The sequence below is a fragment of the Marivita geojedonensis genome, assembly GCF_002115805.1.
Taxonomy (GTDB): domain Bacteria; phylum Pseudomonadota; class Alphaproteobacteria; order Rhodobacterales; family Rhodobacteraceae; genus Marivita; species Marivita geojedonensis.
Map to the genome: position 1 here is coordinate 16,951 of NZ_JFKC01000033.1, position 13,141 is coordinate 30,091.

The following is a 13,141-nucleotide window of genomic DNA, read 5'->3' on the forward strand; positions in this document are numbered from 1 at the left end:
GTGCCTGTAGTAACTCCGGTTAGACCACCTTGAGATGCCGGGATTTCAAAGAAGGATCCGTGGCGACCAGTGCCGCAGCCTCCCCGACCCGGCGCAGCAACTCTTCTGCGGGATCGGCATCGCTGGAGCTAATGAACCCAAACCACTTCGTCAGTATCGTAGGCAGATCGTCATCCTGCACCGGGATGTGCGAGCGGCGGAAGGCAGGTTCATCCATATTGACCGGGCGGCCGTCATGTCCATCGATTTTGATCGAGACATAGCCCATACCGGCATTGTTCACCACCGCCGGGAAGCGCTTGTGCAGCGCGGCGGGAGCGAAGGAAAAGATCGTGCGGTCTCCGGGAATGCGCAGCGCGGTGCCCACCGGGGTGAACGGCAGGTTGGCGCGATAGACATGGGTGGCGTCGTCCCTGGCATAGGAGGTCACCACCAGACCGCTGGGGCGCGAATAGCCCACCGGCATGATGTCGCCCAGCCGTTGCATGTAGCGGCGCAGCTCCTGCACGTAATCCACGGACAGACAGTCATCATCGTCGATGCGGAACTGGACCAACGGGTGGGACAGGCCGGAATTGAGCCGTTTCAGTTCGGGCATCAGCGCGTCATGCACCGTGGTCTCGTCCGAGATCAATAGAAGCAGACGCGGATCGCTGTCGCAGAGCGTGCGCAATCGTCTGAGATGTTTGGCCGGCATGACGTCGGAGGTCAGGACGATCAGGACGAAATTGGGATCCTTCTGCGCCCGGAGTGACGGCAGCAGGAAGGTTTCGAACAGATGGAACCGGAGCGCCATCCGGGCGTCATCGTAAAGCTGCTCAGCCTGCTCAAAGCGCACTAGGTCGATATCGGTATCAGCATCAATGGCAGAGTATGCCGCCCAGTCGCCATTCCCGCAAAAGGAGAACCGGCAGATGCCAATCACGGGTTCCAAAAAGTGAGTCACGTATTGCACCCCTTTGTTGTGCTCCCTTAGTGTGACGATCTATTGGGCTTTTTTGGGTGCAGAAACGGACAGGAATGGACAATTCTTTTGGCGTTTTAGGTAAAAGAAACCCATATGCAATGGTGCTAACCGATGTCAGTGGGCTCTTGGGCCCTGCCATGTTGAATGATTGTGTTCAATTCACTCCACTAAGGTTCTCATTTGTTTGATTATCTGGACAAACACCTGCTGACCCAGCAGGAGATGATCTGGATGTTCCGCCTTCCTCTAGGAAGGGACACCGCCGAGAAAAACATGCTTGCGCTGCAGACCAGCCCGTCGCTGAATGCGCTCGAGCGGATGATCCTCGGCTCACCTGAATATACTTCCCGGAGGCGAACGCTCCGGGTGGTTTGATCCGAACTGTGAGAGCGTAATCATGGCCAATCTTCCCCCGATCACCCCGGTTCTGCTCTGCGGAGGCTCCGGCACACGGCTCTGGCCGCTGTCGCGCAAGAGCTATCCCAAGCAGTTCGCGCCCTTCCTCGGCAAGGAAAGCCTGTTTCAGGAGGCCGCGCGGCGGGTGTCGGGCGATGTTTTTGCCGCACCGCTGGCCGTCACGGGCGACGGGTTCCGCTTCATAGTGGCCGAACAGCTCGATCATTGCGAAGTGCGCCCGGCGGGCATCCTGATCGAACCGGAGGGGCGCAACACCGCGCCGGCCGCCGCCGCCGCCGCGCTGCACCTAGCCGAAACCGATCCGGGCGCGCTGATGCTGCTGGTCCCCGCCGATCACGCCATCCCCGATGCGCAGGCCTTCCGCGATGCGGTGATGACCGGGGCGGTGGCCGCTGATCAGGGTCAGATCGTGACCTTCGGCATCCAGCCCACCCGCGCCGAAACCGGGTATGGCTGGCTCGAGGCCGGGGCCGAGACCCATCCTGGCGTGAACGCGCTGGAGCGCTTCATCGAGAAACCCGACGCGGCGAAAGCCGAGACCCTCTTTGCCGATGACCGTTACCTCTGGAATGCGGGTCTGTTCCTGACCCGCGCCGACACGCTGATCGCGGCATTTGAGGCGCACGCGCCCGATATTCTCGATGCAACCCGCGCCGCGATGCAGGCGGCAAAGACCGATCTGGGTTTCCTGCGCATCGACCCGGATCTCTGGGGGCAGGTGCGGGCGGAGTCGATCGACTATGCGGTGATGGAGCAGGCGAAGAACGTCAGCCTCGTGCGCTTTGCCAGTGGCTGGTCCGATCTGGGCAGCTGGGAGGCGGTCTGGCAGGAAAGCCCGCGTGACGCCGACGGCAACGCGATGGCGGGGCTGTCGACCGCGATCGACTGCGAGAACACGCTGCTGCGGTCGGAAAGCAACGAGATCGAACTGGTGGGGATCGGGCTGAAGAACGTGGTCGCTGTGGCGATGCGCGACGCGGTGCTGGTGGCCGATCTGACCGACAGCCAGAGCGTGCGCCGCGCCGTCGATACGCTCAACGCCCGCGGGGCGAAACAGGCGGTGCAATTGCCCGTCGATCACCGGCCCTGGGGCTGGTTCGAAACGCTGATCTTGGCCGACCGCTTCCAGGTCAAACGCATCCATGTGCATCCCGGCGCAGCGCTCAGCCTGCAGAGCCATGTGCACCGCTCCGAACACTGGATCGTAGTGGCGGGCACAGCGAAGGTCACGGTGGATGACGAGGTGCGCCTGCTGACCGAGAACCAGTCGGTCTACATCCCGCTGGGGGCCGTGCACCGGATGGAAAACCCCGGCAAGGTGCCGATGGTTCTGATCGAGGTGCAGACAGGGACCTATCTGGGCGAGGATGACATCATCCGCTACGAGGATATCTACGCCCGCAGCTGATCGCGCCTGTCACCCCACGCGGTCGGCCACTGCCGCCAGCGTCTCGCGCATGAGGCTCTCTGCCCGTGCCACGCTCTCGGCTTCGGCATAACAGCGGAACTCCGGCGCATTGCCCGAGGGGCGCAGATGGATCACCGACCCGTCGGCAAAAGACACCCGCAGCCCATCAGTGAGGTCGAGCCCCACCTCTTCCGCGCGCCTGACAAAGAACGCCGCACGGGCCTCTGCAGTGGCGGTCAGTTCCGTGATAAACGCCTGTGACGCCTCGGTGGCGATCCCCGCGATCCGGTCGGCGGCAGTAAAGCGCGGCGGCAGTTCAGAGAGCAACCCGGCCAAACTCACCCCCTGCGCCCGCGCCATCGCCAAAGGCGACACGATGGGCAGCAGGCAGTCGCGGGTCATCAGCGGCGCCAGCTTGCCCGCAGGACCGTCCGCCGCGAACCCCAGCAGGAACCCGCCATTGGCCTCATAGCCCACCACCTTGCCCCCGGCGTCTTCCATCGCTGCGATCACGAAGGGTGAGCCGATCCTGGTGCGGATGACGGAGCCGAACCCCAACTGATCCACCAGCGTGTTGGACGACACCGGCGTGCAGATCACGTCTGCCCCCAGCATCCGCGCCACCAACGGGCCCAGAACATCACCCGGCACCAGTGTGCCGCTCGCATCCACCACCATCGGCCGATCTGCATCGCCATCTGTGGACACCAGCGCATCGAGCGCATGGTCCGCACACCAGCGCTTCAGCATCTCGCGGGTCTCGGCATCCACGGCCTCGGTATCCACAGGGATGAAATGATCGGCCCGCGCCAGCCGCACCACCTCGGCGCCCATCTGCCCCAAGGCATCGGCCAGCGCATCGCGGGCCACCGAAGAATGCTCATAAACACCGATGCGCAGCCCCTTGAGCGCGCCGCTCCCGAAGGCATCGACATACCGCGCCACATAGGCGGGCACTGCACCCGCCTCCCGCACAAACTCGCCCAGTTCCGCCGAAACAGAGCCTGATCCCAGCGCCGCGCCAATCGCCGCCTCGTCCGATTTCGCGATCTCTCCACCGGGCAGGTAGAACTTCAGCCCGTTGCGATCGGCAGGAATGTGACTGCCTGTCACCATGATCGCCGCCTGTCCCGCCCCCATGGACGCCAGCGCAAGCGCCGGGGTTGGTAGAACGCCATGATCCACCGCCCGGAGGCCCATGCCACGCACCGCCCCGATCACCGCTTCGGCAATCCGCGGCGACGACCCGCGCAGGTCTTGCCCCACATGCACTGCACCGCCATGCGGACAGGCGGTGAGAAAGGCGCGGGTATACTCCGCCACCAGATCGTCGGTCAGCTCGGTGACAAGGCCACGCAGGCCGCTGGTGCCGAATTTGGGGGGCATGTTGTCTGTCCTTGTGCCTTGAAACCTCGTCCGCAGGTATGCCCTTGGCAGCGCCGGGCATGCAAGGACGACTGTGCCGAGTGTGAAGCCCACGCTTCTACGTATTTGGAAAGAGAAAAAGGACAAAGACAGCATACCGCTGCTTCTTCTCTTCCCAAATACGCACAGGCGGCACATGCCACAGGCGCAACGCTCGCAGGACTTACATCCTGTTTGCCAAACCGCCCCTAGCGTCCGGCCCCAACACAAATCCCTGAAAGGGCCTGCCCGATGTCTCAAACCTCTCCCCTTCTGTCCCTGCCCTATATCCAGCCGGCACAGGCGAAGAAGCATGTCACACATAACAAGGCGCTGCGCCAGCTCGACGCACTGGTGCAGCTGTCGGTCGAAAGCCGCAGAGTGGCCGAGCCACCCGCCAGCCCGCCCGCGGGCGGGCGCTGTATCGTGGCCACGGGGGCCAGTGGCGACTGGGCCGGTCAGGATCATGCGATTGCGCTCAATGCCGCGGGGGCGTGGCTGTTTCTGCCGACGAACACCGGCTGGCGCGCCTGGGTCGTGGATAAGGACACCAAAGTTGCCTGGCAAGACGGGCTGTGGCAGGCGCAGGCGGGCGGAGTGCCGGACCGCATCGGGCTGGGCACCAGCGCCGATCCGGTGACCCGGCTGAGCGTTGCCTCGCCGGACACGCTGCTCACCCACGAAGGCGCGGGGCATCAGCTCAAGGTGAACAAGGCCACCAGCGCCGACACCGCCAGCCTGCTGTTCCAGACCGGCTGGACCGGCCATGCCGAGATGGGGCTGGCCGGCGACGATGCGTTTTCGATCAAGGTCAGCGACGGAGCCACATGGACCACAGCCCTCAGCTTTGACCCCGCCACAGGTGCCGCCAGCGGCCTGGAGGAGAGCAACCCCGACGCGCTGCTGAGGGCGGGCGATGGCTATCTGAAGGGCGCGATCCTCAGCCCCGTGACACAGGACGCCAATGGCATGCCCACCGGCGGCGTGATGGAGCGCGGATCGAACGCCAATGGCGACTATGTGCGCTTTGCCGATGGCACGCAGATCTGCACAAGCCCGGATATTCCCACCGGACCGATCAGCAATCAGGCGGGGGCGCTCTGGCAGTCGAACCACCTGGCCTGGACCTTTCCGGCAGCCTTTGCGCCAGGCGTGCCACCGATTCTGACGGGGGAAAGCGGCAATACCAGCGCCTGGTCCACCTTTGCGCCGCATGGGGTGCTGTCGACCGGGCTCAAGGCAACGGCGCTCATTCAGATCACCTTGGGGTTGAACCTGCGGATCTGTGCAATCGGGCGGTGGATCTGAGGACACCCGCGCGGACGCCCCCACTCTCTGCAAAAACCCCGAAACCGCCGCATCTCAACCTGTCCATATCCGAATCGCCCCAGCGTGGCGGGTGGTCCGGAGAGGGACGGTTCAGTCCTCGTTCAGCAGGCCGAGCAGATAGGCACCATAGCCGTTCTTCCCGAACATCTCGGCACGTTTACGCAGGGCGTCGGCGTTGAGCCAGCCCTGCTCATACGCGATCTCGTCGGGGCTGCCGATCTGCTGGCCCTGCCGGTCGGAAAGCGTGCGCACGAAGTTGCCCGCATCCAGCAGTGAGGCATGGGTGCCGGTGTCGAGCCAGGCATAGCCGCGCCCCATCAGCTCCACGCTCAGCTGGCCGTCAGCCAGATAGCTCTCCAGAAGCGATGTGATCTCCAGCTCGCCCCGCGCCGAGGGTGTCACCTTGGCGGCGCGCGCAGGTGCGGTTCCATCGAGGAAGTAGAGACCGGTCACCGCATAGGGGGACGGCGCCTTGGCGGGCTTTTCGATGATCGTCTTCACCGTGCCATCGGGCGCGAAATCCACCACGCCGTAGCGTTCGGGGTCGGCCACGCGGTAGCCGAACACCGTACCGCCTGTCGTTGCCGCATCGGCGCTGGCCAGAACTTGCGGAAGGCCATGGCCGAAGAAGATGTTGTCGCCCAGCACCATTGCGCTTGGGGCACCGCTCAGAAAATCCTCCGCCAGCAGATAGGCCTGCGCCAGCCCGTCGGGTGAGGGCTGTTCGATGAAGGTGAAGGCCAGCCCCCATTGCGATCCGTCGCCCAGCAGGCGCTTGAACTGGTCCTGATCCTGCGGCGTGGTGATGATCGCGATCTCGCGGATGCCCGCCAGCATCAGCACCGACAGCGGATAGTAGATCATCGGCTTGTCGTAGAGCGGCAGAAGCTGCTTCGACAGCCCCATGGTGATCGGGTAGAGCCGCGTGCCCGACCCGCCGGCGAGGATGATGCCCTTGCGCGTATGCCGCGCAGCACTTTCACTTTGTTTCACTGGTTAACTCCTTCAAGACCCGTGACAGACCGCCCTGCCAGTCCGCAGGGGTAATCCCGAAATCCGTCGCCAGTTTGGCGCAATCAAGCCGGGAATTGAGCGGGCGTGTCGCCGGGGTCGGGTACTCCGCCGAGGGGATGCCCGTCACCGTCACATCGCGCCCGGCCTGTTCAAAGATCGCCCGCGCAAAGCCGGCCCAGCTGGTGTGGGGTTCACCGGCATAGTGATAGGTGCCACCCGTCGCCCCGTCGCACATGGCATCGGCCAGCGTCAGCAGCGTCGCGGCGATGTCGGCAGCCGGGGTCGGCCCGCCGACCTGGTCTTCCACCACGCTCAGTGCGTCGCGCGTTTCACTGAGCCGCAGCATGGTCTTCACGAAGTTTGCCCCATGGGCCGAGAACACCCATGCCGTGCGCAGGATGATGTGCCGTGCGCCCGAGGCGCGGATCGCCTCTTCGCCTGCCAGCTTGGTGCGGCCATAGGCGTTTTGCGGTGCAACAGGGTCTGTTTCGATCCACGCGCGCTGGCCTGTGCCGTCAAAGACGTAATCGGTCGAGACATGCAGGAAGGGAATATCCAGATGCGCACAGGCCCCCGCCATCGCGCCGGGGCTGGCGGCGTTGATCCGCTGCGCCAGCGCCTCTTCCTCTTCGGCTTTGTCCACGGCGGTATAGGCGGCGGCGTTGATGACGACGCTGGGTTTGAGGTCGGCGATCACCGCCGCGCAGGCTTGCGGGTCCGACAGATCCGCCGCATCGCGCCCCAGGGCGGTGACATGGCCCTGCCGCTGGAGTTCCGTGGCGACCTGCCCGGTTTTGCCAAAGACCAGGATCATGTGGCCCATGTCCAGCGAGGGGCCAGCCCCTCGCGCTCCCCGGAGTTTATCCGGCAAGATGAAAGAGCCATCATGCCTTGACCCCCAACCGCTGCCCGACACCCTCACGGTCCTGCAACGCCTGCCACCAGTCCCGGTTGTCGAGATACCAGCGCACCGTGCGGCGCAGGCCCTCTTCCAGGGTCACCGAGGGCCGCCAGCCCAGCTCGCCGCGCATGCGCCTGGGATCGATCGCATAGCGCAGGTCATGCCCCGGACGGTCCGTGACAAAGGTGATCAGCCGGTCATGCGGCGCGCCGTCCGGCACCATCTCGTCCATCAGCGCGCAGATCATGCGGACAAGGTCGATATTCCGCGCCTCGTTCTCGCCGCCGATATTGTAGGAACGGCCCACCTGTCCCTTCGTGACGACGGTCAGCAGCGCATCGGCATGGTCCTCGACAAAAAGCCAGTCGCGCACATTCTCGCCCGCGCCGTAAACCGGGATCGGCTTGCCCGCCAACGCATTGAGAATGACCACCGGGATCAGCTTTTCCGGGAAGTGATACGGCCCGTAATTGTTCGAGCAGTTCGACAGCACCACGGGCAACCCGTAGGTGTGATGCCACGCCCGCACCAGATGATCGCTCGCCGCCTTTGAGGCCGAATAGGGCGAGCGCGGATCGTAGGGGGTTTCTTCGGTGAACTGCCCCTCGGCACCCAGAGACCCGAAGACCTCGTCGGTCGAGATATGGTGAAAGCGGAAGCCCTCCGGCTTGCCCTGCGCCTCCCAATACCGCCGCGCCGCCTGCAAGAGCGTATAGGTCCCCACCACGTTCGTGTCGATGAAGGCACCGGGTCCGTCAATGGACCGGTCCACATGGCTCTCGGCCGCGAGATGCATCACGGCATCGGGCTGATGCTCCGCAAAAACAGTCTCTAACAAAGCCGCATCACGGATATCGCCCTGCACAAACGAATAGCCCGGATGATCCACCACCGGGGCCACGTTCTCCAGACAGGCCGCATAGGTCAGCGCGTCGAGGTTCACCACCTCATGCCCCTGACCGATCGCCTGCCGCACCACTGCCGAGCCGATGAACCCGGCCCCTCCTGTCACCAAAAGCTTCACGTTTTACTCCACTCGAACGGGCTCTCGATCTCGCCCAGGGCAGGCGCTTCGGCATCCTTGCCCGACAACACCGGCTCCCCGGTCAGACCCCAATCAATCCCGACACTGTCCCAACGCACAGCCCCTTCCGCCTCCGGCGCATAGTACCCGGTGCATTTGTAGACGATCTCGGTGTCGGGCGCGCGCGTCACGAACCCATGGGCAAACCCCTCGGGCACCCAGAGCTGCCGTCCGTTCTCGGCCGAAAGCTCCACAGCCACCCATGCCCCATAGGTCGGAGAGCCGCGCCTTATGTCCACCGCCACATCATAGAGCGCCCCGCGCCCACAGCGCACCAGCTTGCCCTGACCATGTGGAGGCGCCTGATAATGCAGACCCCGAATGGTCCCCACCTCTGCCGACAGCGAATGATTGTCCTGCACAAAGACCGGATCCACCCCGGTCGCTTCCGCAAAGCGCGCCTTGTTCCAGGTCTCGGCAAAGAACCCCCGCGCGTCGCCAAAGCGCCGCGGTGTCAGGATCAACAATCCAGATAGCTTTGTTTTGGCCACTGATAGCATTGGGTTTCCGAATAAACGGGATGAAGCCGGTTAAGTACGGATATTACCGAGATTGGCTCAGGTTAAGGCAAAAAAATGAAATTTTTCAAGCAACTGGCATGTCGGAAAACCTGAAGACCGCTCATTGTCAGTCCACCCCTTTCGGTGTTTCAGTAACGGGCAATCCACATTCCTGGCTTTTCCCGCCTTAGATCCAAGAAATTGACAAGTTATAATCTCCTGTTTTTTCAGAGAGTTATGAAAAATATTCACTTGCCAGCCTTCATTCCACATGTTTCTTGTGTACAATTTGGAGAAGATTTGAGTCTTCGGTGTTTCATTAACACCATACTGGCCTGCACCCACTAAATAGTGCACCAAAATGGGTAGATTTGCCACGTCGATTGGAGGGTCGGGAGGTTCCTGGGAGACGAGAACAGCCAACAAATCAGACCACACACTGCAGTGCAAGCACAACCTTTTTTAGGGGACATGCGCCGACAGCGTTGTGTCACGTGGGCTCGAGTTATGAATATGGGAACCTCAAGCCGGCAGTTCATGGGTGGCGTGTTAGTTCAATTCTGCTGAGTGGAATATGCGCATGCGGACACAGGAAAAATGATGTGACCGCGCGATTCCTTAACCCGCAATGCGTTGAAATACATATTAAATTTTTGGCTTACGCCATAACTCGGCTGTCTGTGCACATTTTTCATTGTTCTCAGGAAAAAAAATCTGCGCGTGGGAGGACGTGTGGGTTGGTGCCTGCGAAGTTTCAAGAGATTGACCCACCCCTCCCCTCTTAAATCACCTGATTGAGAAGAAAGAACATCTGCAAAGATACGCTGGTTTGCCCGCAACCCACCACCACCCCTCTATATCTATATAGAGGGGTGGTGGTATGGACCGGTATCACGGACCGGAAATTGCCCATTCTCCAACTTCGATGACTGGACTGGTCCTACCGTTTGGAAATCTCTTGTCAGCCTTCACCAAGGCACCCGACGACAACCATTGCTCGATCATGCTTTTGATCCGCTTTTTGTTTTGCGGAAGATCAAGTCCCAGCACCTCGGCAACTAAGAAACCTACCCAGTCACTAGCTTGGCAGGAATACCTTCGATCTAATCCACCAACGGCTTCTTGTACCCGCTGCAAATCGTCCAATCCCACTCCTTGAAACAAGTCGGGCTTCTTCCATCGCTCAACAACACCAACTTGGTCGCCCTGGCCCAGATCAATTGAGACCGTTCGATATGTCTCTCTATCGCCAGCACTCGCCAGATTGGATTTATCCCTTTTGACCGAGAAGTAAGTTGAGTCGTCTTGGCGCACCCCGGATTTTTCGAGTTCTTCCATTGAAAGGCGCTGTAGCACCCGTGAAGAACGCGCAGCAGCGGTTAGACTGCTCGCTCCACGACTGGCATCAGACGTTGCCTCCACCCCATTAAGCTTGCGCGTGTGGTGGACCAATTCGATGACACAGTTGCATTCCTCGGCAATGCGAACCCACTCCTTCGCAACCAAGTCAATCTTGCCGTTATCCATTTCATTCACCCGGTGTGACGAAACAAATGGATCAACGATGAGAACGTCAATTTGACGGAGTCGGATTTGTTCTTTCAGGCTACATAGCGCCGCTTTGTTAAGAGAAACCGAGTCACGCTCTTGCGCCGCAAGGATCAGTTCTTGCTCGCGTCCTGTATCGACAAATAGTCGGTCGGCAATGTCTTCCGGCAGGATACCATAGTGCGACATTGCTGCGGCGATCCTTCGATCGAGTTCAGAGCGTTCATCTTCGAGGTTGAAAAGCCACACCTTCACCGGACGCGGAATAAAGTGCCCCAAGAGAGCACGACCGCTCGCCAGCTCTAGAGCTTGAACAATCATCAAGCTGGATTTCCCAACACCGCCGGGCGCAACCGTAACCGAGATGTTCTTGCGGATCAGATGGTGTCCGTAGATCCAGGCTCTCGGTGGGATTAGCTTGGGATCCCTGTACTCGAATGGCGTCGCCTTAATGGTCGGACTTTGGTCGCATTTGGGAAAACTCTCGTTCGGGAGCCGTTCGGCATTTTCCAATGCACGAGCGATCTGGTGATCAGCGACATTATTCATTCGCGCCGCCCTCCACCTGCTGCTCGATCCAATCAAGGATGTCGCAAACACGGTAGCGAACCGAGCGACCTAGTCTGACAATCGCGGGACCGTTCCCACGGCTTACGGCAAGCTCTAGAAAACGGACGGGGATCCCGAATTGTTCTTCCACCTCGGCACGGCGCAACAAGCGCATTTTTTCCTCTGCACGCATTTTTCAAGTCCATTGAAATTACGGTTAGAGTTGTCACGCATGGGATTGCCTCATTTAGCGGCTTGGACGAAAAACACCACAAAATATTGTGGATGACTCACACCTAGGGAAGTACCGATCGCCCTTTGGAGCAACAATATTTGTCGAAGATCCAGCCGCGTCTCTTCACCAAATTAAATTTTCCATTCAATTCAATTGGATACGAAGGAACCCGCCCTTGAAAGTCGTGCAATCCGGCCACACTTGCGAACATCTTCAACATGGGGGATGGAAGAGATGCTCGGAAGTGCAGTAGCAGCGCGCTTTCATCGGTGAATACTGAATTGTTAACGGACAATCGGCGATCTGGTTATCGCCTTCACTTCAAATGGAACTAGGTTTCGAACACCGGCCGCGGTGCCCCGCTTTCATCCAAAGCTACGAAAATGAAATCCGCATCCGTAACCTTTTCAGCATTTTCTGAATACCGTGCCCGCGCCCAGGCATCGACATGAATACGCATGGAGGTGCGTCCGACCTTGCGCAGAGTAGCGTACAGTGTCACCTCATCGCCGACTTTGACCGGGCGCAGGAACTGCATAGCTTCCACTGAAACCGTGGCACTACGACCTTGCGACACTCGACCAGCCATATTGCCCGCGGCAAGGTCCATCTGGGACATCAGCCAACCCCCGAAAATGTCTCCTGAAGGATTGGTATCTGCTGGCATTGCGATGGCACGGATTACCAACACACCTTCATCTTGTTGCCGACCGTGTGATCCACGCTGTTGCCCTCGAACCAGCGTGTCTTCCGTATCATCGCTCATTGAACGTGCTCCTGCCGTGAATTGAATAAGCGCAAACTAAGCCTAGCCTTTTTTGGCTCAAACGCCTCAATTTACTTCCGACATACTCAAGCCGAGTGTAAGTACGCGCACTGGAGCCAAAAGAAATGATGGTCTCAGTAGCGGACATATCCCACCAATTTATTCAAAGCGTCGCCGCTTCTGATGCATCTCTAATCTGAACCGTCGGGCGCAAGTTTGTGACCCCCATAACGGTACCCGCTACTCCTGCGTCCTAGCCATCAGCTCATCACACACGGTCTCCATAGATGGCCTAAGTGCATCGAGGGATGGCCGGGCATATCGCTGTCCAGTTATCGACAGAGGTGTATGGTTGAGCAGCCGACCAACCACTTCCTCCAAGACACCTGCTTCCATGGCCACCGTGGCAAAGGTTCGACGATGCATATGCGGATTGTATTTTATACGAGGTGGACCGGTGATGTGACCCTTTTTTGACTTCGGAGACGGGAATACCCACTGGCGGCTGAGCCCACGAACAGGCGCGAGGATCTCATGATGCATCTGCAGGATCGGCAGATCAAAACTGCGGCCGTTCTTTGTCATCGGCAGATGAATGCGATCTTCCTGCACCTGAGACCATTGCAGTGTAAACGCTTCGGACTTCCTTAGACCGGTGAATAGCAAGAGCTCGTAAAATACCCGGTGGATGGGGTTTTCCAATCCGTCGATCGTGCGTCGCCAATCCCGTAGGTCTTCAATTACACGTCCATCCGGTGCTTCCTCAAACCATTCGATTGCCATCGTAGGACATTCCGGAAGGTCATAGGTACGTCTCGCATGGTTATAGATGGCTCTAAAGTTTCGTAGGACGTGATTGGCACCAGATGGCGTCTTTGCCATGTCCTGATGCCGCCGCACAACCATTGCCTTGCTGATCTCATCCAGCGGCAAACGCATCCAATCCTTGAGGTGAAGCTGCAGTTGCTGCCGAATGCTTGTTTTATGAGTTTCCGATCTAAGCTTTGGCCGCGCTAGGG

Annotated in this window: 12 protein-coding genes; 3 read left to right on the forward strand and 9 right to left on the reverse strand. The window is 60.1% G+C overall.

Annotated elements, in window-relative coordinates; all coding sequences use genetic code 11:
- Positions 1-19: 19 nt before the first annotated feature.
- On the reverse strand, positions 20-946 hold the full coding sequence (locus tag MGEO_RS19495; RefSeq protein WP_158091063.1) for a glycosyltransferase: 927 nt from the start codon (positions 944-946) through the stop codon (positions 20-22).
- A gap of 201 nt (positions 947-1,147) precedes the next feature.
- Between MGEO_RS19495 and MGEO_RS19500 the strand changes: the two genes are divergently transcribed.
- Both MGEO_RS19500 and MGEO_RS19505 read left to right on the forward strand, forming a co-directional pair.
- On the forward strand, positions 1,148-1,342 hold the full coding sequence (locus MGEO_RS19500) for a hypothetical protein (protein ID WP_085641413.1): 195 nt from the start codon (positions 1,148-1,150) through the stop codon (positions 1,340-1,342).
- 22 nt (positions 1,343-1,364) lie between these two features.
- The gene (locus MGEO_RS19505) at positions 1,365-2,792 is read left to right on the forward strand and encodes a mannose-1-phosphate guanylyltransferase/mannose-6-phosphate isomerase (RefSeq protein ID WP_085641414.1); all 1,428 of its coding nucleotides are present in this window, start codon (positions 1,365-1,367) and stop codon (positions 2,790-2,792) included.
- Between the two features lie 9 nt (positions 2,793-2,801).
- On the opposite strand, the gene MGEO_RS19510 is transcribed toward MGEO_RS19505, so the two are convergent.
- The gene (locus MGEO_RS19510; protein ID WP_085641415.1) at positions 2,802-4,178 is read right to left on the reverse strand and encodes a phosphomannomutase; all 1,377 of its coding nucleotides are present in this window, start codon (positions 4,176-4,178) and stop codon (positions 2,802-2,804) included.
- A 270-nt stretch (positions 4,179-4,448) separates the two neighbouring features.
- Between MGEO_RS19510 and MGEO_RS19515 the strand changes: the two genes are divergently transcribed.
- Entirely contained in the window at positions 4,449-5,504 is a 1,056-nt protein-coding gene (locus tag MGEO_RS19515; protein ID WP_085641416.1) for a DUF2793 domain-containing protein, read from the forward strand.
- A gap of 111 nt (positions 5,505-5,615) precedes the next feature.
- On the opposite strand, the gene rfbA is transcribed toward MGEO_RS19515, so the two are convergent.
- The 7 genes from rfbA to MGEO_RS19555 form a co-directional block, all read right to left on the reverse strand.
- Positions 5,616-6,518, reverse strand: a complete 903-nt coding sequence (rfbA, locus tag MGEO_RS19520; RefSeq protein WP_085641417.1) for a glucose-1-phosphate thymidylyltransferase RfbA — start codon at positions 6,516-6,518, stop codon at positions 5,616-5,618.
- Positions 6,505-7,353, reverse strand: coding sequence for a dTDP-4-dehydrorhamnose reductase (gene rfbD / locus MGEO_RS19525; RefSeq protein ID WP_085641423.1), 849 nt, complete (start codon positions 7,351-7,353; stop codon positions 6,505-6,507). Before rfbD ends, rfbA begins: the two co-directional genes overlap by 14 nt.
- A 70-nt stretch (positions 7,354-7,423) precedes the next feature.
- Positions 7,424-8,464: a dTDP-glucose 4,6-dehydratase gene (gene rfbB / locus MGEO_RS19530; RefSeq protein ID WP_085641418.1), complete on the reverse strand. Its 1,041-nt coding sequence runs from the start codon at positions 8,462-8,464 to the stop codon at positions 7,424-7,426.
- Positions 8,461-9,024: a dTDP-4-dehydrorhamnose 3,5-epimerase gene (gene rfbC / locus MGEO_RS19535; RefSeq protein WP_085641419.1), complete on the reverse strand. Its 564-nt coding sequence runs from the start codon at positions 9,022-9,024 to the stop codon at positions 8,461-8,463. Before rfbC ends, rfbB begins: the two co-directional genes overlap by 4 nt.
- Positions 9,025-9,915: 891 nt before the next feature.
- Entirely contained in the window at positions 9,916-11,121 is a 1,206-nt protein-coding gene (locus MGEO_RS19540) for an AAA family ATPase (protein ID WP_085641420.1), read from the reverse strand.
- A 566-nt stretch (positions 11,122-11,687) separates the two neighbouring features.
- The gene (locus tag MGEO_RS19550; RefSeq protein WP_085641422.1) at positions 11,688-12,122 is read right to left on the reverse strand and encodes an acyl-CoA thioesterase; all 435 of its coding nucleotides are present in this window, start codon (positions 12,120-12,122) and stop codon (positions 11,688-11,690) included.
- Between the two features lie 240 nt (positions 12,123-12,362).
- The coding region (locus tag MGEO_RS19555) for a tyrosine-type recombinase/integrase (RefSeq protein WP_085641424.1) at positions 12,363-13,141 on the reverse strand (779 nt) is incomplete at its 5' end.